The 23,314-nt window shown below is 70.0% G+C and carries 20 protein-coding genes and 1 riboswitch; of the genes, 2 read left to right on the top strand and 18 right to left on the bottom strand.

The window, feature by feature from the left end:
- Positions 1-463 precede the first annotated feature (463 nt).
- Positions 464-1,807 carry a CoA transferase gene (locus FQ142_RS16205; protein ID WP_262492183.1) on the top strand — a complete coding sequence of 448 codons (1,344 nt, stop codon included), beginning with the start codon at positions 464-466 and terminating at the stop codon, positions 1,805-1,807.
- On the opposite strand, the gene FQ142_RS16210 is transcribed toward FQ142_RS16205, so the two are convergent.
- The 4 genes from FQ142_RS16210 to FQ142_RS16225 form a co-directional block, all read right to left on the bottom strand.
- The gene (locus FQ142_RS16210) at positions 1,792-2,589 is read right to left on the bottom strand and encodes a DUF4184 family protein (protein ID WP_149424177.1); all 798 of its coding nucleotides are present in this window, start codon (positions 2,587-2,589) and stop codon (positions 1,792-1,794) included. The genes FQ142_RS16205 and FQ142_RS16210 overlap by 16 nt on opposite strands.
- Positions 2,590-2,681: 92 nt before the next feature.
- Entirely contained in the window at positions 2,682-3,983 is a 1,302-nt protein-coding gene (gene tyrS / locus FQ142_RS16215) for a tyrosine--tRNA ligase (protein ID WP_149424178.1), read from the bottom strand.
- Positions 3,984-4,046: 63 nt separating this feature from the next.
- A complete protein-coding gene (locus FQ142_RS16220; RefSeq protein ID WP_149424179.1) occupies positions 4,047-4,874 on the bottom strand; it encodes a hypothetical protein in 828 nt (275 codons plus the stop codon).
- Positions 4,871-5,515: a SatD family protein gene (locus tag FQ142_RS16225; protein ID WP_149424180.1), complete on the bottom strand. Its 645-nt coding sequence runs from the start codon at positions 5,513-5,515 to the stop codon at positions 4,871-4,873. Before FQ142_RS16225 ends, FQ142_RS16220 begins: the two co-directional genes overlap by 4 nt.
- Before the next feature lie 59 nt (positions 5,516-5,574).
- Between FQ142_RS16225 and FQ142_RS16230 the strand changes: the two genes are divergently transcribed.
- Entirely contained in the window at positions 5,575-6,162 is a 588-nt protein-coding gene (locus FQ142_RS16230; protein ID WP_149424181.1) for a DUF1349 domain-containing protein, read from the top strand.
- A gap of 46 nt (positions 6,163-6,208) precedes the next feature.
- Here FQ142_RS16230 and argH read toward each other — a convergent pair whose 3' ends face one another.
- From argH to FQ142_RS16300, 14 genes are all read right to left on the bottom strand, one after another.
- Positions 6,209-7,639, bottom strand: coding sequence for an argininosuccinate lyase (argH, locus tag FQ142_RS16235; protein ID WP_149424324.1), 1,431 nt, complete (start codon positions 7,637-7,639; stop codon positions 6,209-6,211).
- On the bottom strand, positions 7,639-8,568 hold the full coding sequence (gene argF, locus FQ142_RS16240) for an ornithine carbamoyltransferase (RefSeq protein ID WP_149424182.1): 930 nt from the start codon (positions 8,566-8,568) through the stop codon (positions 7,639-7,641). The genes argH and argF overlap by 1 nt, the downstream gene beginning before the upstream one ends.
- Positions 8,565-9,776: an acetylornithine transaminase gene (locus FQ142_RS16245; RefSeq protein WP_149424183.1), complete on the bottom strand. Its 1,212-nt coding sequence runs from the start codon at positions 9,774-9,776 to the stop codon at positions 8,565-8,567. Before FQ142_RS16245 ends, argF begins: the two co-directional genes overlap by 4 nt.
- Positions 9,773-10,690 (bottom strand): acetylglutamate kinase, encoded by a 918-nt coding sequence (gene argB / locus FQ142_RS16250; RefSeq protein ID WP_149424184.1) that lies wholly within the window; start codon positions 10,688-10,690, stop codon positions 9,773-9,775. The genes FQ142_RS16245 and argB overlap by 4 nt, the downstream gene beginning before the upstream one ends.
- Positions 10,687-11,844: a bifunctional glutamate N-acetyltransferase/amino-acid acetyltransferase ArgJ gene (gene argJ, locus FQ142_RS16255; RefSeq protein WP_149424185.1), complete on the bottom strand. Its 1,158-nt coding sequence runs from the start codon at positions 11,842-11,844 to the stop codon at positions 10,687-10,689. The genes argB and argJ overlap by 4 nt, the downstream gene beginning before the upstream one ends.
- Positions 11,841-12,893, bottom strand: a complete 1,053-nt coding sequence (gene argC, locus FQ142_RS16260; protein ID WP_149424186.1) for an N-acetyl-gamma-glutamyl-phosphate reductase — start codon at positions 12,891-12,893, stop codon at positions 11,841-11,843. Before argC ends, argJ begins: the two co-directional genes overlap by 4 nt.
- A 278-nt stretch (positions 12,894-13,171) precedes the next feature.
- Positions 13,172-15,322 carry a bifunctional hydroxymethylpyrimidine kinase/phosphomethylpyrimidine kinase gene (locus FQ142_RS16265; protein WP_149424187.1) on the bottom strand — a complete coding sequence of 717 codons (2,151 nt, stop codon included), beginning with the start codon at positions 15,320-15,322 and terminating at the stop codon, positions 13,172-13,174.
- Positions 15,319-16,167 carry a hydroxyethylthiazole kinase gene (gene thiM / locus FQ142_RS16270; RefSeq protein ID WP_149424188.1) on the bottom strand — a complete coding sequence of 283 codons (849 nt, stop codon included), beginning with the start codon at positions 16,165-16,167 and terminating at the stop codon, positions 15,319-15,321. Before thiM ends, FQ142_RS16265 begins: the two co-directional genes overlap by 4 nt.
- Positions 16,158-16,251: riboswitch (TPP riboswitch) on the bottom strand. Its footprint overlaps the gene before it by 10 nt.
- A 23-nt stretch (positions 16,252-16,274) precedes the next feature.
- Positions 16,275-17,237, bottom strand: a complete 963-nt coding sequence (locus FQ142_RS16275; protein ID WP_149424189.1) for an NAD-dependent epimerase/dehydratase family protein — start codon at positions 17,235-17,237, stop codon at positions 16,275-16,277.
- A gap of 64 nt (positions 17,238-17,301) precedes the next feature.
- A complete protein-coding gene (locus FQ142_RS16280) occupies positions 17,302-18,018 on the bottom strand; it encodes a DUF402 domain-containing protein (protein WP_149424190.1) in 717 nt (238 codons plus the stop codon).
- 95 nt (positions 18,019-18,113) lie between these two features.
- The gene (gene pheT, locus FQ142_RS16285; RefSeq protein WP_149424191.1) at positions 18,114-20,618 is read right to left on the bottom strand and encodes a phenylalanine--tRNA ligase subunit beta; all 2,505 of its coding nucleotides are present in this window, start codon (positions 20,616-20,618) and stop codon (positions 18,114-18,116) included.
- Positions 20,618-21,658: a phenylalanine--tRNA ligase subunit alpha gene (pheS, locus tag FQ142_RS16290; RefSeq protein WP_056421116.1), complete on the bottom strand. Its 1,041-nt coding sequence runs from the start codon at positions 21,656-21,658 to the stop codon at positions 20,618-20,620. Before pheS ends, pheT begins: the two co-directional genes overlap by 1 nt.
- Before the next feature lie 49 nt (positions 21,659-21,707).
- Complete coding sequence (locus tag FQ142_RS16295; RefSeq protein ID WP_056421115.1) at positions 21,708-22,631, bottom strand: amino acid ABC transporter permease; 924 nt, start codon at positions 22,629-22,631, stop codon at positions 21,708-21,710.
- A complete protein-coding gene (locus FQ142_RS16300) occupies positions 22,628-23,275 on the bottom strand; it encodes an amino acid ABC transporter permease (protein WP_045252686.1) in 648 nt (215 codons plus the stop codon). The genes FQ142_RS16295 and FQ142_RS16300 overlap by 4 nt, the downstream gene beginning before the upstream one ends.
- Between the last annotated feature and the right edge of the window lie 39 nt (positions 23,276-23,314).

Raw genomic sequence — 23,314 nt, forward strand, 5'->3', positions numbered from 1 at the left:
CACCCAGCCGAAGCTAGACGAGGATAATTTGGCATTTGACAAGTGCACGCTGTTGAGTTCTCAAGGATCGGATGCTCCCACGACCCAGTCATCACAACCAGGCCCGAAGGGCAACTTCTCTATCTTAGCCACCCGATCCCGCTTGTCAAATCAGCGCGCCGTGCGGATCTCAGATCCGCTGCGCAGCTGTCGACAGCCGCAGAAGGGGTGGATCTCCCATCCTAGACGCATGCGTCTGTTCTCACAAGTGAGAGGATGTGGGAGGTGGTTCTCCGCTTGAGGGGGGTGAAGCTCTCGGCCTCTCCGCTTCCCTGTGGGGCGAACAAGTAATAAGTTACGTGGATTCCGGGGTTCCGGCAAATCATGGCTGCCCGCCGGGCGTGTCGTCCACCCTCCCGCGCGTGCTTTGCCCAGGCCAGCGGCTCTTATTCCCGAAACGCACCCCCACGGGTACGATCTCACCGTGATCCGACCGCCCTCGCTCTCCCCCGCAGCCTCGATCCTTCGTCGTGTACGAGCGGACCTCGGCATCGTCGCGGATGCGGGTGATCACGGCGACATCCCCGCGGGGGCCGTCCCTCTCCCTTCGCGTCTCGCCGTAGGAGATCTCGCCTGGGCCAGCGTGCGCGCCTGCAGTCTGATCGCGGGTCTCGACGGCCTGCCGGATCCCGATCGGGTCGCCGTCGCGTACCGGAGCGATCGCGTGCTCACGGTCGATGGCACGCCGCCCGACGTGTGGTCCGTGTATTCCGGCTTCTGGCGCACCGCGGACGGCTGGGTCCGCACACACGGCAACTACCCGCATCACGCTCGTCGACTGCGCGACGGACTCGGACTCGGGGCGGACGCCGATGCGCGCGGCGTGCGCACCGCCCTCCTCGCACTCACCTCCCGCGAAGCCGTCGACAGGATCACCGCCGCGCGCGGTCTCGCCGTTCCCGTACGACAGGAGGATCCGCGCGATGACGAGCGACGGCGCACCACTCCCCTGCTCGCCGTCGACCGCGCGCCCTCCCCCGCTCCCCGCTCACGCCCCGACACCCGCCGCCACGACGCCCGCGGCAGCATCCCTTCGGTGCCGCTCGCCGGCGTCCGCGTGCTGGATCTCACCCGTGTGATCGCCGGGCCGGTGTGCACACGGACCCTCGCACTCCTGGGCGCGGACGTGCTGCGCATAGACACACCCCGACTCGCCGAACCCGAGTGGCAGCACCTGGACACCGGTCACGGCAAGCGGTCCGCGGTGCTCGATGCACGCAGCGGACGATTCGAGGAGCTGCTCGCCGCGGCAGACGTCGTGGTTCTGGGATACCGACCCGCCGCACTCGACCGGCTCGGTCTCTCGCCGTCAGACCTGGCGGCTCGTCATCCGGGGCTCGTCATCGCCCAGCTCAGCGCCTGGGGCGACGATGAGCCGCATCGGGCGGGGTTCGACAGTCTGGTGCAGGCCGAGTCCGGCATCTCGATGGTCGAGTCAGCCGATGGCGAGCGCCCCGGCGCGCTACCGGCTCAGGCTCTGGATCACAGCGCCGGCTACCTTCTCGCCGCGGCGGTGATCGACGTGCTCGAACGGCACCGCAGGGACGGCGACTCGTGGGTCGTGCGCACATCCCTGCGGCGCATCGCGGCCGAGCTTCTCGGGATGCCGCGGAACCGACACCCCGAGGTGGAGCGGGAGATCGATCTCTCTGCACACACCGCCACATTCGAGGTCGGCGGACATCGGGTCTCGACGGCACGACCCGCTCTTCCCGGCGTGGAGTTCGCCGCCCCGCATCTCTGGGGTTCCGATCAGCCCGTCTGGTGACGGCGTCGGAGCAGCGGGATCGTCAGGCACAGCACCAGAGTCAGCGCACCCCACAGTGCACAGGCCGGTGGCAGCATCCGATAGGCGAGATGCTGGGCGGTGAACTCCGCGGTCAACGGCCCGTAGGCGAAGTAGCCGATGGCGACCGCGGCGAGAAGGATCACCGGCAACGACGACCACCACGCGATGCGCACGCCCGCGGGCACTGCTCGCTCGGAGATGACGCGGGGCTCGGTGTCGCGCAGTCGTCGCCACGCCCAGACGCCGAGGATCGCGAGACCCGTCACGCTGGACCCGTGCTGCAGCCACTTGAACCCCGTCAGCGGCCCCCACATCATGCCCAGCGCGGGAAAGGTCTCGACACCCCACCGTCCTTCGTGCGTGAACAGATCCCAGACGATGTGGCTCAGGACTCCCAGGATCAGCGACACCGCGAGCAGCACCGGGTACGCGCGACGCGACGCTCCGATGCCGACCGCCGATCCCGCGGCCGAGACACCGACCTGCTGCCACTCCGCCGGCAGCCGTCGCGCCAGAGCCAGGGGCGAGAGCTCGCCGACCGCCGGACGAAGCACGACCCGCCACAGGAGGAACAGGACGAAGGCGACCAACGCGGTCCACAGCACGTTCCCGAAGGTGTGGGTGAACGAGTATCGCAGGCCCACTCCCCGCAGGAACAGCGGCAGATCCGGCGTCATCGCACCGATCGCGATCGCCGCGGGCACGAGCGGTGTGCGGACGAACGGCAGGGCGACCACCGCGTGACTCGGGGTGAACGGCATCGACTGTGTCTCCTGTCGAGTCGGCGGAATGATGCACGACGGCGACCGACCGAAGATGCTCGGTCGGTCGCCGTCAGACGATCGGTCGGTCCTCAGGCGAGGAAGACACCGGCGAGGGTCTTCTTGCCCCGACGGAGCACCGACACCCCGCCCGGGAGGGTTCCTCGCACCGTGGCCGTGTCATCCTGCACACGTTCGCCGTCGAGGGAGACTCCTCCCTGAGCGATCGCGCGTCGCGCCTCGGACGTGCTCGAGACCAGCCCCGTCGCGACGAGCGCGTCGACGACGGGAGAGCCGGCGGCGGCCGTGGCGTTCGGAAGCTCCTCGAGCGCGGTGCGCAGCGTCGAGGCATCGAGCGCGGTCAGGTCGCCCTGGCCGAACAGCGCCTCGGATGCCGCGATCACCGCCGCCGTCGCCTCGATGCCGTGCACGATGGCGACGACCTCGAGCGCCAGACGCTTCTGCGCCGCCCTCCGGAACGGCTCCGATTCGACGAGGGCCTCGTACTCCTCGATCTCCGCGCGGCTGAGGAACGTGAACACCTTCAGGCGCTCGATCACATCGGCATCCGCCGTACTGAGCCAGAACTGGTACATCCGGTACGGACTGCACATCTCCGGGTCGAGCCAGATGGCATTGCCCTCGCTCTTGCCGAACTTGGTGCCGTCGCTGTTGGTGATCAGCGGCGTGCCGATCGCATGTGCGGCCACGCCCTCGGACCGACGGATGAGGTCGGTGCCGCTGGTCAGGTTGCCCCACTGATCGGATCCACCCGTCTGCAGGACGCAGTCGTACTGGCGGTACAGCTCGAGGAAGTCCATCCCCTGCAGGATCTGGTAGCTGAACTCGGTGTAGCTGATGCCCTCGTCCGAGCTCAGTCGCGCCGCGACCGCATCCTTCTTGAGCATCGTGCCCACACGGTAGTGCTTGCCGATCTCACGCAGGAAGTCGATGGCCGACAGCGGCGCCGTCCAGTCGAGGTTGTTGACGATACGCGCGGCGTTGTCGCCCTCGAAGCTGAGGTAGCGCTCGACCTGCGCGCGCAGTCGCCCCACCCACTCCTCGACGGTCTCGCGCGTGTTGAGCGTGCGCTCCGCCGTGGGCCGGGGGTCGCCGATCAGACCGGTCGAACCGCCGACGAGTCCGAGCGGCCGGTGCCCGGCGAGCTGGATGCGCCGCAGCGTCAGCAGCTGCACCAGGTTGCCGAGGTGCAGGCTGGGAGCGGTCGGATCGAAGCCGCAGTAATACGTGATCGGGTCCCCGGCGAGAAGGGCGCGCAGCGCCTCCTGGTCAGTGGACACATGGACGAGCCCGCGCCACAGCAGTTCGTCCCACACGTTCTCGAACGTGGGGTCGATCGCCGGTGGGGCGGTCGTCAGATCGGTATTCGACACGCGCACCAGGCTATCAGCGGCGGATGCCGTCACTTCGCCGCCCCACGGACGGATCGCGCTGCGTCAGCTGTGCGCAGCCCACCACACCAGGAAGGCGGCGCTCAGCCCGATGACCCAGCTCACGAGGCTGCCGACGAGGAAGTACTCCGCCCGCGCTCCGGTCTCGCCGTCGCGGGATATCTCGGGGAATCGGACGATGCCCTTGGCCGCGAGCATCGCGGCGAGGATCGGATAGGCGGCCGCCAGAGTGAGGATCATCACCAGGATGCGCTCGAGCGGGCCGATCAGCCGCCCGCCCTGGAACCCCGCGCGCGGGTCGCGGGTCGGCGTCGCCTCGGCCACGGCACCCAGGACGGGGACGGCCAGCGGCGTGGCCGTGTCGGGTCGAGCGTCGTCCGCGGCCTCGCCGTCGCCGCCCGCGGCGGTCGGCTCGGTGCCCGCACCGCGGTCGATGGGGCGCCACGTGTGCTCACCGTCGAGCGCGGCGCGCACGACGAGGTTCGAGGATTCGAGAAGGAACACGCCCGCTCCGAGGGCGAGGATCGCGAGATCGAAGGGGATGTCGCCGAACGGCGAACGCAGGCTCCAGACGGCTCCGATCATCCCGGCGTCGACGCGCGCCGGGAACCACACCACGGACCCGACCGCGACGAGCGCGAGCAGGACGGCGGGCCAGAAACCGAGAGGGGCGGGCCGCTCGGACGGCATGCTCCAGACCCACAGGGCGCCGATCACGAGCCCGGCGATCATCGGCAGCAGCGCGTCGCTCACGCTGCCGAGCAGCAGCAGGATGATGCCGGCCGCGAGGTAGCCGATCCACCGGCGGGGGGCGAACTGCCGCACGAGATCGGCGGCACCCACGGCGAGCAGGACGAATCCGGCGAGGATCATGCGCTCGCTCCCTGCAGCGCGACCAGCCCCTCGAGGAGTGCAGCGCTTCCGGCATTGCGCAGCGACTTGGAGACGCTGGGCTGCGAGATGCCCTCCTCGGCGGCGAGGTCGTGCTGCGAACGGCCCAACAGACGTCCGTAGGTCAGCCGTCGCTCCCGCTCGTTCATCACCCCGACCAGCTCGTCACGGACGAGGAGGTAGGCGTTCGACGCCGCGATCGTGCTCTCCATGACCTCATCCTGCCCGGGGGCTCCGACAATCCAGGTGCGCGTGCGCGGCACGGCGCGACCTTCTCTCGCATGCACGGTCTCGATCGCGGCACGCGCGGCATACCACCCCGGTCCGTCGGCGAGCTCACCGTGCACGGAATCGACCGCGCGCACCTCACCGACCCCGATCCCGAAGCGGAACGCGAGTCCGTCCGGCAGCGCGAGCTGGATCATCAGCAGCGACACCATCGCGCTCTCCAGGTCGCGGTAGATCCCCTGCTGCTCGTCGCCGACGGTGGGGACCAGCGGATGCTGCGCGAGCGGAAGGTCCTTCTCGACCCTGGCGATGGTGTCGTCGAGGATCCGCTGCGCGGCCGTGCGGTCGTCGAGCCTGCGAGACCCCACGATGTCGGCTAGTACGGCGATGACCACGGCATAACCATATCACGAATAACTTTGCTTTATGCTCTATTCGGTTATAGCCTCGGAACATGCCTGAATCGCACATCATCCCCTGGGGCGACGCCTCCTGGACACACGAACCCGCCGACGTCACGGTCGACGGCGACCATCTGCTCGTGACCGCGGTCGAAGGCAGCGATGCCTGGCGCCACACGGCCTACGGCTTCGTGCACGACACCGAGCATGCGCTGCTCGCCCCGCTGGCGGTGGGCGAGGCGATGGACGTCTCGTTCCGCGCTCCCTGGAACGGCCAGTTCGACCAGGCGGGCGTCTTCGTCCGCCGCGACGACGAGCACTGGATCAAGGCGGGCGTGGAGTTCGCCGACGACCACCTCGGCCTGGGCGCCGTGGTCACCGACGGGCGATCGGACTGGTCCGTCGGCTACGTCGACGACTGGCACGACAGCGAGATCACGGTGCGGGTGAGCCGCTGGAAGGATGCCGTGATCGTGCGCGCGCGTGCAAATGACGGCGACTGGCGCCTGGTGCGCGTGGCACCGTTCGACGGCGAGTCCGCCGCCACGGCCGGACCGTTCCTCGCGGGTCCCACCCGTGCGGGTCTCGTCGTGCGCTTCACCCGCTGGACGATGTCGTCCGCCGACGCCGAGCTGCACTGATCGTCCCGCCGGCCGTCGAACGCTCGACGGCCGGCGGTCGGGACCGTCAGAGTCCGAGTGCGTGTGCGGCCGCCTGGGCGCGGGCCACGAGCTCGGCCCGCTGCTCGGCCACACGCACGGGAGCGGTGCCGCCGACACCGGTGCGCGACGCCACCGAACCCTCGATCGTGAGCACCTCGCGCACCTCGGACACCAGGTGCGGCGAGACGGAGAGCAGCAGTTCGTCGGAGGCGTCCTCCAGCCCGATGCCCTGCTCCTCGCAGGCACGGACCAGGGCTCCGGAGATCTCGTGCGCGTCGCGGAACGGCACCCGGCGCTTCACGAGCCACTCGGCGACATCGGTCGCGAGCGAGAAGCCCTCAGGAGCGAGAGCCGCCATCCGCTCGGTGTCGAAGCGGAGGGTCGCGATCATGCCGGCGAACGCGGGCAGCACGACCTCGAGCGTCTGCACGGAGTCGAAGACCGGCTCCTTGTCCTCCTGCAGATCGCGGTTGTAGGCGAGCGGGAGTCCTTTCAGCGTCGCCATCAGGCCGGACAGGTTGCCGATCAGGCGCCCGGACTTGCCGCGCGCGAGCTCGGCGATGTCGGGGTTCTTCTTCTGCGGCATGATGCTCGACCCGGTCGAGTACCCGTCGTGCAGCGTGACGAACCCGAACTCGCGCGTGTTCCAGAGGATGATCTCCTCGCTCAGCCGAGAGATGTCGACACCGGTCATCGCCGTGATGAAGGCGAACTCGGCGACCACATCGCGTGCCGCGGTGCCGTCGAGCGAGTTCTCGGCCGGACGATCGAGGCCGAGTTCCGTGGCCACGAGCGCGGGGTCGAGTCCGAGGGTCGATCCCGCGAGCGCTCCCCCGCCGTAGGGCGAGACGCCGGCCCGACGCCGCCAGTCGACGAGACGCTCGAGCTCCCGGACGAGCGGCCAGCCGTGCGCCTGCAGGTGATGGGCGAGCAGCACGGGCTGCGCGTGCTGCAGGTGGGTGCGTCCGGGCAGGATCGCATCGGGATGCGCCTCGGCCTGTGCGACGAGCGCGTCGATGACACGCAGCAGGTCGCGTGCGATCACCTTGGCGTGGTCGATCAGGTACATCCGCACGAGCGTGGCGATCTGGTCGTTGCGGCTGCGTCCGGCGCGCAGGCGTCCGCCCAGCTCGGGGCCGAGCTCGGCGATCAGCGCCTGCTCGAGCGCTCCGTGCACATCCTCGTCCGAGGGCGCGGGCCGCAGAGTCCCGTCGGCGACCTTGCGCGCGACGGCATCCAGTCCCTCGTGCATCCTCGTCGCCTCATCGGGCTCGAGGTACCCGGCCGCGGCGAGCGCCGTGGCGTGGGCGTGCGACCCCGCGATGTCGTACGGCGCGAGGATCCAGTCGAAGTGGGTCGACCGGCTGAGCTCCACCAGCTCGGGCGACGGTCCGGTCGCGAACCGCGCGCCCCAGAGGGCGCCCTCGTTGGTGCCTTCGTTCTTCGCGTCGACCATCAGGCGCCCTTCCGCTCGAGCAGCCACACCAGCAGCGCCTTCTGCGCATGCAGACGGTTCTCCGCCTCATCCCACACGACGCTCTGCGGGCCGTCGATCACGTCGGAGTCGACCTCGTACCCCCGGTCGGCGGGAAGGCAGTGGATGAAGATCGCGTCGGAATCGGCGAGTTCCATCGTCTCCGGCGTCACCTTGTATCCCCCGAGGTCGCGGATCCTGGCGAGCTTCTCCTCCTCCTTGCCCATCGACACCCAGGTGTCGGTGACGATGACGTCGGCGCCGGCCGCCGCCTCCACGGCGTCGGTGAGGAGGGTGATCGAACCGCCGGTCTCGGCCGCACGACGATCCGCCGCCTCGACGATGTCGGCACGGGGCGCGTAGTCCGCCGGCGAGGCGATGCGCACGTGCATCCCCGCCGTGACCCCGGCGAGCGCGTACGAATGGGCCATGTTGCTCCGCCCGTCGCCGAAGAAGGTCAGGGTGAGCCCCTTCAGTTCGCCCTTGTGCTCACGGATCGTGAGCAGGTCGGCGAGCAGCTGGCACGGGTGGAAGTCGTCGGAGAGGGCGTTGACGACGGGGACGCTGGTTCCGGCGGCCATCTCCTCGAGGCCCGCCTGCGCGTAGGTGCGCCACACGATGGCCGCGACCTGACGCTCGAGCACCCGCGCGGTGTCGGACGGGGTCTCCTTGCCGCCCAGCTGGCTGCTCGCGGTCGAGATGATCAGGGGCGAGCCTCCGAGGTCGGCGATGCCGACCGCGAACGAGACCCTGGTGCGGGTCGACGACTTGTCGAAGATCACCGCGACCGTCTGGGGACCCGCGAGGGCCTTGTTCGCCCAGCGATCCTTCTTCAGCTCGAGGGCGAGATCGAGGATCTCCGCCTGCTCTGCGGGGGTCAGATCGTCGTCACGCAGCAGGTGGCGGGTCATACGGGGGCCTTTCCGGAGTCGGTGAGGGATGCCTGGACATCGGCGAGCGATGCGGCGAAGAGTTCGCGGAACTCGGTGAGTTCGGCGTCTCCGATCGTGAGGGCGGGCCCGATGCGCACCGTCTCGGGGTTCGCGGCGTTCACGATGAGACCGCGCTCCTGGGCGGCGGCGACGACCTCGTTCGCGACGGGGTGGCTGAGCGCCACGCCGATCAGGAGGCCGCGACCGCGGATGCCGGTGATGAGGGGCGAATCGATCGCCGTGATGATGTCGCGGAGCTCCTCCCCGCGGCGCGCGGCGTTCTCGACGAGTCCCGCGCTCTCGATCTCGGCGAGCACCGCATCGGCCACCGCGGTCGCCAACGGGTTTCCGCCGAAGGTGGACCCGTGGGAGCCGGGCGTGAACAGCGAGCTCGCCGCTCCGAAGGTGACGAGCGCGCCGATGGGGAAGCCGCCGCCGATCCCCTTCGCGAGGGTGATGGCGTCGGGGGTGATGCCCTCATGACTGAAGCCGAACCAGGCTCCGGTGCGCCCCGCCCCCGTCTGGATCTCATCGACGATGAGCAGCGCGCCGTGCGCCAACGTCAGGGAGCGGGCAGCCTGGAGGTACCCCTCGGGAAGCTCGACGACCCCGGCCTCGCCCTGGATGGGCTCGACGATCACCGCGGCGACGCGGTCGTCCATCGCCGCCTCGAGCGCCTCGACGGTCGCGGGGATGTGCTCGACTCCCCCGGGCATCGGCTCGAACGGCGCCCGCATGGATTCCTTGGCGGTCAGCGCGAGCGAGCCCATGGTTCGACCGTGGAACCCGTTCTGCAGGGCGAGGATGCGCGGCTTCTCCGCACCGCCGTGCAGTCGCGCGAGCTTGAAGGCGGCCTCGTTGGCCTCAGCCCCCGAGTTCGAGAAGAACACGCGTCCGTCGAGACCCGCACCGGCCAGGCGCTTCAGTCGCGCGGCGAGTGCCAGCTGCGACGGCGTGGCGAAGTAGTTGGAGACATGGGCGAGTGTGGCGGCCTGCCTCGAGACGGCCTCGACGAACACCGGATGCGCGTGACCGAGGGAGGTCACCGCGATTCCTGCGAGGAAGTCCAGATGACGACGTCCCTCGGAGTCCCAGAGGTACGAACCCTCCCCTCGGGTGAGCATCGCCAGGCGTGGTCCTGCGTTGAGGACCAGATCGCTCGCTGCGTCGTCCTGCCAGTTGCTCATGCGTTCGTCCCTGTCGTTCCCAAGACCACTTCTGTTCCGATTCCCTTGCTGGTGAAGAGTTCGACGAGAACCGAATGCGGCACCCGCCCGTCGATGATGGCGGCGGCGTCCACGCCGCCCTCGATCGCATCCAGGCATGCCTTCATCTTCGGGATCATGCCGGATTCGAGGCTCGGGAGCATCTCGATGAGAGCGTCCGAGGTGATGTGCGATACGAGGGAGTCCCGATGGGGCCAATCCGCGTAGAGACCGGGCACATCCGTGAGGATGACGAGCTTGCGCGCCTTGAGCGCCACCGCGAGCGCGGCGGCCGCGGCGTCCGCGTTCACGTTCAGCGACTGGCCGGGGTGATCGAGGTCAGGCGCGATGCTGGAGACCACGGGCACGCGACCGGCGGCGAGATGATCGAGCACGGGCGTCGGGTCGACCTCCACGACGTCACCGACGCGGCCGAGGTCGATCTCCTCCCCGTCGATGACGACACCGCGACGGCGTCCGCCGAAGAGTCCGGCGTCCTCCCCGCTGAGACCGGTCGCGATGGGGCCGTGCGAGTTGATCTTGGAGACGAGCTGCGGGTTGACCTGGCCGGTGAGCACCATGCGCACGACGCTGATCGCCTCGGTGTTGGTGACCCGGTAGCCGCCCTTGAACTCGCTGGGGATCTCGAGTCGCTGCAGCATGTTCGAGATCTGCGGACCGCCGCCGTGCACGACGACCGGCAGCACGCCCACGTAGCGGAGGTAGGCGATGTCCTGTGCGAACGCCTCCTGCAGCTCGTCGGAGACCATCGCATTGCCGCCGTACTTGACGACGACGATCTGGTCGCGGAACCTCTTCAGCCACGGGAGCGACTCGATGAGTGTCGCAGCCTTCACGGCGGCGACGTCCGGGGCGACGTCCTGGATGTCGGTCATGAGGCGTAGGCGCTGTTCTCGTGGACGTAGTCGTGGGTGAGGTCGTTCGTGAGGATCGTCGCCGTGGCCTCGCCCATCTTCAGATCGATGACCAGGTGGGTCGCGCGCGGGGTCAGGTCGACCTCCTCGCGTGGGCGATCGGGACCGCCCTCGCTGCACACCCGGACGCCGTTCATCCACACGTCCACGTCGTAGGGGTCGAACTGCGCGTTCGTCGTGCCGATGGCCGCGAGCACCCGGCCCCAGTTGGGGTCGTTGCCGAAGATGGCTGCTTTGAAGAGGTTGTTCCGCGCGACCGAGCGACCGACCTCGACGGCCTCCCCCTCGGACATCGCGTGCTGCACCTCGATGGTGATGTCATGGCTCGCGCCCTCGGCGTCGCCCTGCAGCTTGACCGCGAGCTGCAGGCACAGCTCGGCGAGGGCCGCCGAGAACTCCTCGACGTCGGGGACGATCCCCGACGCGCCGTTGGCGAGCAGCGTGACCTGGTCGTTGGTCGACATGCACCCGTCGGAGTCGAGCCGGTCGAACGTGGTTCCGGTCGCGGCACGCAGCGCGGCATCCGCGTCGAGCGGTTCGAGCACGGCATCCGTGGTGATGACGACCAGCATGGTGGCGAGGCCCGGAGCCAGCATGCCCGCCCCCTTCGCCATCCCGCCGATGGTCCAGCCGTCACGACTCACGACGGCGGTCTTCGCCACACTGTCGGTGGTCATGATCGCCTCGGCCGCGACCTCGCCGCCCTCGGTCGAGAGCTCGGCGATGGCCTGCTCTGTGCCGGCGAGGACCTTGCCGCGGAAGACCTCGTCGCCGACGCCGATGAGACCGGTCGAGCAGACGAGCACGTCGCCGGCGCTGACGCCCAGGAGCTCCGCCGCCTTCTCGGCGGTCTGATGCGTCGTCTGGAAGCCGAAGCTGCCGGTGAAGCAGTTCGCTCCGCCCGAGTTCAGCACGACGGCCTCGACGATCCGGTCGGCGACGGCCTGCTGCGACCAGATGATCGGGTTGGCCTTGGCGCGGTTGCTCGTGAAGACGGCGGCGCCGACCTTGCGGGGACCTCGATTGACGACCACGGCGACATCGGGCTTGCCGGTCGACTTCAGACCGGCGGCGACTCCGGCCGCCTCGAATCCTGCGGGGGCGGTGACGCTCACGGCGCGACTCCGTTCACTGAGAGGGCGCGGGACTCGGGCAGTCCCAGCGCGAGGTTCATGGATTGGATGGCAGCGCCTGCGGTGCCCTTGACGAGATTGTCGACCGCCGTGACCACGGTCACGCGGTTCGCCGCGCGATCGATCGCGAGTCCGATGAGCGCGGTGTTCGCGCCGAGGACGTCGGCGGTGCGCGGGAAGTGCCCTTCGGACAGCAGCTGCACGAAGGTCTCGTCGCCGTATGCCTGCTCCCACGCCGCCCGGATCTCGGCATCGCTGACGCCGTCGACGATCGGCGCGGTCGAGGTCGCCAGGATCCCTCGCGCCATCGGGACGATCACGGGGGTGAAAGAGATGCGGATGCCCTCGGGGGCCGCCCCGGACGCGGCGGCGAGCGCCTGCCTGATCTCGGGGATGTGCCGGTGAGTGCCGCCGACGGCGTAGGGATTGGCCGTGCCGAGGATCTCGCTGCCGAGCAGAGTGGTCTTGAGGCTCTTCCCCGCCCCCGACGGACCGACGGCGAGCACCGACACGATGTCGCCGGGGTCGATCACTCCCGCCGCGACGCCCGGTGCGAGGCTCAGGCTCACGGTCGACGCGTTGCAGCCGGGGGCTGCGATGCGCGTCGCCGTGCGCAGGGTCTCGCGCTGCTTGGCGCCGTCGACGAGCAGTTCGGGGACGCCGTACGCCCACGGCTCGTGGAAGTCGCCGCCGTAGAACGCATCCCATGACGCGCGCGAGGTCAGGCGGTGGTCGGCTCCGGCGTCGATCACCAGCGGCGTGGCGCCGAGCGCGTCGGTGTACTGACCGGACTGCCCGTGCGGCAGAGCGAGGAAGACGACGTCGTGCCCCGCGAGGATCTCGGGGGTCGTCTCCTGAAGGGTGAGGTGGGCGAGCGAGCGCAGGTGCGGCTGATGCTCGACCAACGGCTGTCCGGCATTCGAATGCGCGGTGACCGTGCGGATCTCGATGTCGGGATGGGACGCGAGGAGGCGCAGGATCTCGCCGCCCGCGTAGCCGGATGCGCCGGAGACGGCGACGGAGTACGTCATGCTTCTACCTTAACGGTCGGACCCCTCGGGGAATTCGAGGGAGCGGTGTCGGGGACCGGGGCGGCGACACCGGCACTCGACCGCCGTGCACGTGCAGGCAGAAGCGCAGGGTCGCCTAGAGTCGGCGGCCGCTGCGGCGTCGGCGCACGGCGATGACGCTCGGAACGCTCTTCGACTCGCTGCGCGCGCTCAGGAACCGCGTGGCGGGAGCGAAGGCGGCGGCCGAGGACATGCCGCGACGATAGCGCGCTCGTCGCGGCATGCGCAAATCCGCTCCGTCACGGAGAGACGGCAGTGGCGGACGGTGCGGCGAAGAAGGCGAGCTCGTGGGCGCTCGACAGCTCGAACGCGCGGAGCATCCGGTCCCGGGTGGCCGGCGCGGCGGTCGCCGCTGCGGCCGAGACGAGGGCGATCGCCTCAGCCGTCGCATCCTCGAACGCCGGGTCCGCGTAGGTCGCGAGCCAGGAGGCGTACGGGTGCCGGGGATCCTGCGCGGACTCGCCGAACTCCCCCGCGTGCAGGCGCCGGCCGAGGTCGGTGTAGAGCCAGAAGCACGGCAGGATCGCGGCGACGAGCTCGGCGTAGTCACCGCCGAACGCCACGGAGCGCAGATGGTCGAGGTACGCCACGGTCGCGGGAGCGGGAGCGACCGAGAACATCGCCGCATCCACACCCTCACCCGGGGTCAGCCACGACGCGTGCAGCTCGAGCTCTCCGATGATCGCCCCCTCGGCGGAACGCGCCCAGAACGCCTGCTCGTGCGGAGTGGGAGCGAGGCGGGAGGCTTCGGCGAGCACGCGGGCGTACTCGCGAAGGTACAGCGCGTCCTGCGCGAGGTAGAACACGAACGGCTCCCGAGCGAGAGTGCCGTCGGCCAGGCCGCGGATGAAGGGGAGCTCGTCGATCCTCGCCCTCACATCGGCCGTGAGCGTCCACCACTCGGCGCGGATCTGCTCCGGCGTCGGTCTCGTCTCGAGCCCGCCGCGCTCCCACAGCCCCGCGAAGTGGCTGACCGGTCCGTGACCACGACCGACGTTCAGCGCCTCGCTCTCGCGCAGCGCCTCGCGCAGCCACGCCCGGGTCGCGGCGACGGCGTCGACGGCCGACTCGCCGCGAGCCAGACGTGTGGCCAGCGCGGACGAGAGCGAGCACCCCGTGCCGTGGGTGTTCGCGGTGCGGATCCGACGGCCCGGGAACTCGCATCGCACTCCCGCTCCGCTGTCCACGAGCGCGTCGGGGACGTCGTCCCCGTCGAGGTGCCCGCCCTTGACCAGGACGGCCGCCCCGATCGCCGTCGACAGCTCCTCCGCGGCCGCGAGCGCGTCGTCCCATCCCGAGATCGTCCGCCCGGCCAGCACGGCGAGCTCGCCGAGATTGGGGGTGACGACGTGTGCACGCCGGAGGAGCTCGCGCAATGCCGCCTCGGCATCCCGGTCGAGCAGCCTGTCGCCACTGGTGGCGACCATCACCGGATCGAGGACGACGATCGGCGGCCGAACGACATCGAGCCAGTCGGCGACCGTGCGGATGACGTCGGCGTTCGCGAGCATCCCGACCTTGACCGCGTCGATGACGATGTCGTCGGAGATCGCGTCGAGCTGCTCGCGCAGGAATGCAGCGGGCGGCACATGAACGCCCCGCACACCGGTGGTGTTCTGAGCGGTCAGCGCAGTGAGCGCCGCCATGCCGTAACCGCCGTTCGCGGCGATCGACTTGAGGTCCGCCTGGATCCCGGCTCCGCCGGACGGGTCGCTCCCGGCGATGCTGAGCACGCGCGGCGTGCCCGCCGCGCGCCAACGACGCACGAACGCCTCAGCGGTCTCGGCCGGATCCGCAGCCGCGCACAGCGCCGAGACCACGGCGAGGCCGACCGCCCCCGCGCTCCGCAGGCGCTCGGTGTCGTCGATGCCCACCCCTCCTATCGCCACGCACGGGAGCACGGTCGTCTCGACGAGGGCACGGAAGCCCTCGACGCCGAGGGCCGGCGGATGGTCGGGCTTGGTGGCGGTGGGGCGGATGACGCCGACGCCCAGGTAGTCGATCGTGCCGGGCGGCAGCGCGCGCACAGCCTCGAAGTGCTCCCGACTGTTCGCCGTGAGGCCGATGAGCGCCTCGGCGCCCAGAGCTTCTCTCGCGCGCAGCACCGATGCATCGCCCTGCCCGAGATGGATGCCGTCGACCCGCGCGCCCTGCTCCCGCGCGGCGATGGCGGCATCCAGGCGGTCGTTCACGACAAGAAGTGCCCGACCGTCGATCACGCGCGAGAGCTCGACGAGCTGCGCCGTGGTCTCGGCATCCGTCGCCGTCTTGTCCCGCAGCTGCACGATCCGCACACCCCCGTCGACGGCACGGCGGACAGTCTCGACGACACCGCGTTCCCCGCAGAGATCCGGGTCCGTGACCAGGTACAGCGAGAGGTCCGCGATCACAGCGCACGCTCCTCGACCCGTGCCGCGTCAGCGATGTCACGCGGCCCCACCGACGCGAGCGCGTCGAGCATCTCGACCGCGAAGCTGCCGGGGCCCGAGGCCCGTGCGGCGGCGCGCTCCGCCGCGACCGTGTACACCAGGCTCGCCGACGCGACGGCGGTCAGCGGATCGATCCCGACCGTGCGGGCAGTCCCCAGGAAGGCGGCCATCACGGCACCCAGTGCGCACCCGCCACCGGTGACCCTGGTGAGCAGCTCGTCGCCGTTCGCGATCCGCACGATGCGCCGCCCGTCGGTGATCAGGTCGACGGGGCCCGAGACGGCGACGACCGAACCGTGACGGGCGGCGAGGGCGAGGGCGGCGTCGGAGGCGGCATCGGTGGTGTCGGTGGCATCGACGCCTCGACCCCCGGCGGTGAGCCCTGCGAGTGCGAGGATCTCGGAGGCGTTCCCGCGGATCGCCGTGGGCCGCGAGACGACGAGGTCGTGCGCGAGCGCCGTGCGCACGGGCAGCGAACCGATCGCGACCGGATCGAGAACCCAGGGTGTGCCCGCGGCGACAGCACCGGCGACGGCTTCGAGACTCGCGGCACGTTGCTCGGGAGTCGGGGTTCCGAGGTTGATCAGCGTCCCGGACGCGACTCCCGCGAAGAGCCCCGCCTCGTCGACGATGTCGACCATCGCGGGTGCCGCCCCGAGAGCCAGCAGCACGTTGGCCGTGAACCCGGTGACGACGGTGTTGGTGATGCAGTGGGTCAGCGGTGGTGACCCACGCAGCGTGGACAGCAGTTCGGCGGCCGAGGCCGCCAGGGTCGATTCGGATTCCGGACGCAGACGATCGCTCACTGCGACATCCCTTCGCTAGTACGAACTAGATCAGGTTCGACGGGTCTGTTCTCAGCCGCGGATGCGGCACCCCGTGTCACTGCTCGAAGTCTAGCGACGCCCGGCGATCACCCTCGTCGCTGCAGCAGCTCGATCTCGTCGACACGGGTGAGCCCGGCGCGCCTGTCGCGATCGGTTCCTCGCTCCTGCTCGTCGGCGACGACGGTCGCGATCGTCTCGGCGAGGGGCCGCAGCCCACCGCCCGCGGCGCGGTACCGCGTGTTCGCCCGGGTCATGAAACCGGTCATGTCGGTCGGCAGCCAGAGCGGAAGCGATCGCTCCCCCGCCCAGTACGCGACGCCCTTCTCGATCAGCCGCTCGTCGTCGACCGTCACGATCTCGCCACGGTGGTCCGCAGCGCGGCGGAAGGAGGAGAGGACCTCGGCGAGCGGATGAGGGTCGCCCACGGCGTCGACGATCCCGGTCGCCGATGCCGTCGCGACGAACTCCGCCAGGTCGTCGACATCGATCACCTGCGCGTGGCGTGCCTCGGAGCTCGGCACCAGCACGGGTCCGTCCTGCGAGCGGAGGAACGCCGCGGCCCAGTAGCCGAAGCGATCGCTCGGGTCGCCCTCGCCCACGATGAGACCGGGCCGCACGATCAGCGCACGCTCTCCCAGGGCGCGCACGGCGTTCTCGGCCGCAACCTTCTGCGCGCCGTACTCGTCGTCACCGGTTTGCGCCGGGGCGTGCAGCGGAGCCGACTCGTCCGCACCGACCGTCTCGTCGTCGGCGTACACCGACACCGACGAGATGTAGGTCCACCGGGCCGCCTTGTCGCCCAGCGCGGCCACGGCCCGGTAGACGTGCTCCGCACGCGAGGAGACGTCGATCACGTGATCCCAGTCGCGAGCCGACACGGCGTCGTACGCCGCGGGGTCGTCGCGGTCGGCCAGCACGAGGCTCGCCCCGTCGGGCGACGGCCGCCCACCCCGCGCGAGGCACATCACGGTCGCCCCGTTCATCAGCATCCGTCGGGCGATGCGGCCCGACAGCCAGCCCGTTCCTCCGAGGATCAGCACATCTGTCATGCGCCCATGCCACCAGCATCCGCCGCGCAGGGGAAGGGGCGTCCGCTCAGGGCGGATGCCGCGCTCACCTTCTGCGCAGCTCTCCGATGCCGGAGAGCTCGGGGACCGTCCACGAGGTGTCGGGGCGCCACAGCTGCCACTCGGGATCGAAGGGCCAGTCGCCCGCCCGGAACGACTCGATCGCAGCGGATGCATGGCGCTCGATCTGCGCGGCCTGCTCACCCGTGAGCCGGCCCTGCTCGATGGCGGCCGCCAGCTCGTCCTCGTCCTTGAGGCGCACGCTCCCCTCGGCGTCGATCTGCACGTCGAGGATGTGATCCGACGAGTACGTGTCTCGATCGGTGCGCAGATGCGCGTTCTCGAGGTTCACGTACCAGCCCGCGAAGCGCCAGTGCGACCCCTCCGCCGCGCTCCAGAACAGCCACACCGACCAGGCGGCGCCGGCGGGTGCGATGCGCAGGATCCCGTTGCCCCACCACTCCTCCACGATGCGCGTACGAGGGTCGAGCCAGCGGCGGTCCAGTGGCACGGTGCGGATGCGCTCCCCCTCGGTCGTCCCCTGCGCCTCCTGGAGCGTCCCGGGTGCGAGCCAGGCCACCAGCCCGCGCTCGTCGTCGCGCACCACGCGCATGGGCGCGATCGTCGACGCGTCGCCCGGCTGCCAGCCGGGCGGGCGATAGTGCCAGTCGATCTGGTCTCCGGGCCGGAGGAACGGCCCCTCGCCCATCGGCCGCGCACCGTCGGGCACCGCCGCGGGAGTGCTGTGAGGGAGGATGCTCATCAGCACACGCTATCGCCGCCCGTTCCGAGAGGCTGAGCGTGCACGAGGCCCGCATCCCCGAGAGGAGGCGGGCCTCGTGCCGTGAGCGCTGAGGATCAGTCGCGCAGGGTCGCACCGAAACGCTCGGACGCGACGGCGACACCGGCGAGCTTCGCCTCGGTCGCCTCCGCGGCGGTCAGCGTGCGGTCATCGGCACGAAAGCGCAGCGCGAACGTGAGGCTCTTCTGCCCGGCCGGGAGGCCGTCGCCGCGGTAGTCGTCGACGAGGCGGATGCCCTCGAGCAGCGATCCTGCCCCCTCGGCCAGCGCCTCGCGCACCTCGCCGGCGGCAACGCCCGCGTCGATCACCAGGGACACGTCCTGGGTGGCGGCAGGGAACGTCGACAACGATGCCGCCACGGCACGAGGCGTCGCGAGCGTGAGGATGCCGTCGAGATCGAGTTCGAGCACCGTGGCTCGCCCCGGCAGGTCGGCCGCGGCCGAGACGTCGGGGTGCAGCTCGCCGATGTATCCGACCTCGACGCCCGCGACCGACAGCACGCCGGTACGCCCGGGGTGCAGAGCGGCGCGACGCCCCTGCGCGACATCGATGTCGACCCCGGCGGCGGCGCCGATCACACGGACCGCGTCGAGAGCCTCGGAGAGACCCGCGACCTCGGCGGTGCGGCCGGGCTGGCGCACGACGACGTTCCCGGTGAGCAGCACGGCGACGTGACGATGCTGCGGCGGGATCGAGGCGTTCAGCGCTGCCAACGTCTCGTCCGACGGGCGCTCACCGAGCGGCGGGACCTCGTCGGTGCCGTACTCGACACCGGGCTCGGGCAGGAAGACGACACCGGTCTCGAACAGCGAGAGATCCGTGAGGCCGCGCGAGATGTTCCGATGTGCGATCTGCAGCAGGCCCGGGATGAGCGAGCGGCGCAGGAACGGCGCGGATCCGTCGAGGGGGTTCGCGAGCCGGATGCTGGGCAGGTGCTCTCCCGATGCGGAGCCGTGCAGGTCGTTCTCGGCCGCCGTGGTGAACGGGAACGACGGCGTCTCGACGAGTCCCGCCGCGGCGAGGGCGTCGGCCACCCGCCGGCGCCCCTGCTGGTGCGCGGTCAGACCACGACCGGAAGGCGGCGTCGGAAGCACCGAGGGGATGCGGTCGAGACCGTGGATGCGGGCGACCTCCTCGGCGAGGGACCACTTGTCGGTGATGTCGGGACGCCAGGTCGGCGGGATGACGAGCCAGCCGCCCTCGGCCTCGGTGACCTCGGCGCCGATCATCGTCAGAGCGTCGGTGATCTCGGCATCCGTGTAGTCGACGCCGATCAGCGCCTGCACGAAGCCCTCGGGCAGGTGGATGTCGCCGACGAAGACCTCCGCGAACAGCGCTCCACCCTCGTCGGTGAGCGATCCTCCGGCGAGCTCCACCATGAGATCCGCGGCCCGGCGCGCCGCCACGAACGGCACCAGCGGGTCGACGCCGCGCTCGAACCGCTTGGACGCCTCGCTGGGGAGCTTGTGGCGACGGGCGGTGCGGGCGATGGTGATCGGGTCGAAGGTCGCGGCCTCGATGAGGACGTTCCGCGTCGACTCGCTCATCTCGGTCGTGCCGCCGCCCATGACCCCCGCGAGGCCGATCGGTCCCGACTCGTCCGTGATCAGCAGATCCTCGCCGTGGAGCGTGCGCTCCTGGCCGTCGAGGGTCGTCATCTTCTCGCCGTGCGCCGCACGGCGCACCGTGATGCCGCCGGTGAGACGGTCGAGGTCGTATCCGTGCAGCGGCTGGCCGAGCTCGAGCATCACATAGTTCGTGATGTCGATGAGGATGCCGAGCGAGCGCATGCCGGCGAGCGAGAGCCGGGCGATCATCCACGGCGGGGTCGGCCGTGACGGGTCGACGTCGCGCACCACTCGGGTGACGAACTCGCTCGCACCGACGCTGCCGCGGATGGGCGCCGCGTCGTCGACGATCGCCGTGTGACCGGTGCCGGGCTGCAGCTCGGCGACGTCGCGCTCGGCGGGGTCGCGGAAGGAGGACCCCGTGGCGTGGGAGTACTCGCGGGCGACTCCGCGCAGCGAGAACGCGTACCCGCGGTCGGGGGTGACGTTGATCTCGACCGCGACGTCGTCGAGCCCGAGCAGGCCGATGGCGTCGGTGCCGACGGGCGCGTCGATTCCGAGGTCCGCGAGCACGAGGATGCCGTTGTGCTCGTCGCCGAGGCCGAGCTCGCGCGCCGACGCGATCATGCCGTCCGACACGTGCCCGTAGGTCTTGCGTGCCGCGATCGGGAACGGGCCGGGCAGCACGGCGCCGGGAAGCGTCACGACGACCTTGTCGCCGGCGACGAAGTTGTGCGCGCCGCAGACGATGCCGCGGACGCCGCCGTTCTCCGGGCCGACGTCGACCTGGCACCAGTTGATCGTCTTGCCGTTGGACTGCGGTTCCGCCTCGAGCGACACGACCTGACCGACGACGACCGGGCCGGAGATGTCGAAGCGGTGCACGTCCTCCTCTTCGAAGCCCACGGTGACCATCGCCGCGAGGACGTCCTCGGGCGTCGCATCCGCTGCCAGATCGACGTACTCACGCAACCACGAAAGCGGGACGCGCATCACACCACCATCCCGTACTGCTCGCTGAATCGGACATCGCCCTCTGCCATGTCCCTCATGTCCTGCACATCGCTGCGGAACATCAGTGCCCGCTCGACGCCCATGCCGAAGGCGAAGCCGCTGTAGACATCGGGATCGATGCCCGCCGCGCGCAGCACGTTCGGGTTCACCATGCCGCAGCCGCCCCATTCGATCCAGCGCGCACCGCCCTTGAAGGTCGGGTGCCACAGGTCGAGTTCGGCGGAGGGCTCGGTGAAGGGGAAGAAGTTGGTGCGGAAGCGCGTCTTCGCCTCGGGGCCGAAGAGCTGACGCGCGACATGGTCGAGCGTGCCCTTGAGGTGCGCCATCGAGATGCCCTTGTCGATGACCAGGCCCTCGAACTGTGTGAACACCGGCAGGTGGGTCGCGTCGAACTCGTCGGTGCGGTAGACCCGGCCGGGGCACAGCACGTAGATCGGCACCTCGCGGTCGAGCATCGAGCGCACCTGCACGGGACTCGTGTGCGTGCGCATCACCAGATGACGCGACGTCGGGTCGACGTAGAACGTGTCCTGCTCCTGGCGGGCCGGGTGGTCGACGTCGAAGTTCAGGGCGTCGAAGTTGAACCACTCGTGCTCGAGCTCCGGTCCCTCCGCGATCTCCCATCCCATGCCGACGAAGATGTCGGAGATCTGCTCGCTGAGCAGGGTGAGCGGATGCCGAGCGCCGACGCGCGTGCGCGACGGCACGGCCGTGATGTCGACGCGCTCGGCCTCGAGGCGGGCTGCCACCTCGGCGGCGGCGAGTTCAGCCTCCTTGGCGGCGAGCGCCTTCGTCACCTGACCGCGACCCTGGCCGACGAGCTTGCCGAACGCGGCCTTGTTCTCGGGTGCGACCTGACGCATCGAGGCGTTCAGCACGGCGAGCGGCGAACCGTCGGCCACATGGGCGGCGCGGGCCGTCTTCAGCTCGGCCGTATCGGCGGCTGCGGCGATCGCTTCGAGGGCGGCTGCGACAGCGGCCTCGACGGCTTCCGGGGTGATTTCGGGAGACTCAGACACGAGACAGGAGTCTACCGGCGCGCGGTGGTCACCCCGCGCCGCCAGACCGTCAGCCCCTGCCCGAACCGCCGTCCAGACCAGACGCGCCCGCGCCCTTCTGCAGCGCGATCACCTGGGTCAGAGTCGACTCGTCGTCGGCCGCGACGTTTCCGGCGGCCGCGGTCTGAGCCGGCGAACGGCGCGCGCGCTTCTGCAGACGGAATGCGACGTACGAGAGCAGGAGGCAGACCGCGACGTACATGGACCCGCCGACGAGTGCAGCGGGGATCAGCGGAGATCCGTACGGCGCCTGGTTGCCGATCTGGTTGATGACGTACAGCAGCTCCTGGTAGGTGATGATGAACCCGAGCGCGGTGTCCTTGAGCGCCACGACGAGCTGCGCGATGATCACCGGCATCATGGCGCGCACGGCCTGCGGGATGAGGATGAAGTACATCACCCCGGTCTTTCGCAGTCCGATCGCGTAACCGGCTTCCTTCTGCCCACGGGGCAGGGACTCGATGCCGGCTCGGAGGACCTCGGCGAGCACCGATCCGTTGTACACGATCAGGGCGATCACGACGGCCCAATAGGGCGGCATCTTCACGCCGATCACGGGGAGGCCGTAGTACAGCAGCATCATCAGGATGAGCACCGGAACCGCTCGCAGCACCTCGATGATCCACCGGACCGGCTCACGCACCCAGGCGTGCTCCGACAGGCGTCCGATGCCGAGCAGGAAGCCGAGGGCGATGGCCCCGACACCGGCGACGACGAACGCGGCCAGCGTCGACAGCAGCCCTTCGCCGAAGCGGACCCAGACGGCCGAGAACGTGAAGATGTTCCACTTCTCGGCTGAGAACTGACCGGTGGCGATCAGCCTCCACACGACCCAACCGAGCACGGCGAGGACGACGAGGATGGTGGCGACTCCGATGAGTCGGTTGCGAGCGATGGCCCGAGGGCCGGGGACGTCGAAAAGGACGGAACTCATCGCGCGATCCTCCACTTGTTCTCGAGAACGCGCTGCACCCAGGCGAGCAGCAGCACCAGCACCACGAACAGGACCATGACCCACAGCAGCACGACGAGCGCGCTCTCACCGCGCTCGCTGAGCGCCGCGCGGATCGTGCCGAGGTTGACGACGGAGAAGCCGGCGGCCACCGTGGTGTTCTTCATGAGAGCGATCAGGACGCTCATCATCGGCGGGACAACGGAGCGCGTCGCCTGCGGCAGCACGACGTAGCGCATGACCTGTCCGAAGTTCAGGCCGATCGCACGCGCCGCTTCGGCCTGGCCGACCGGCACGGTGTTGATGCCGGCGCGCAACGCCTCGGCGACGTAGGTCGCGGTGTAGAGCCCGAGCGCGATCACGGCCAGGAGCAGTGAGTTCACGCGCTCCCCCAGCAGGATCGGGAGGCAGAACGCGAAGAAGAACATGACGAGCGTCAGCGGTGTGTTGCGGATCCAGTTGACGTACACGCCTCCGACGGCGCGGGCGATCGGAACCGGGGACACGCGCGCTGCCCCGACGATCAGTCCGAGGACCAGCGCGATGATGCCACCGCCCAGAAACAGCACGATGGTTCCCCACAGCGCCTCTCCCCAGAGATCGAGGTGGTCGGTGATGACTCCCACTGGTGCTCCTGTCGATTCGAATTCTCGGATGGTTGCTGC

The organism is Microbacterium sp. ANT_H45B, from assembly GCF_008369345.1.
GTDB lineage: Bacteria > Actinomycetota > Actinomycetes > Actinomycetales > Microbacteriaceae > Microbacterium.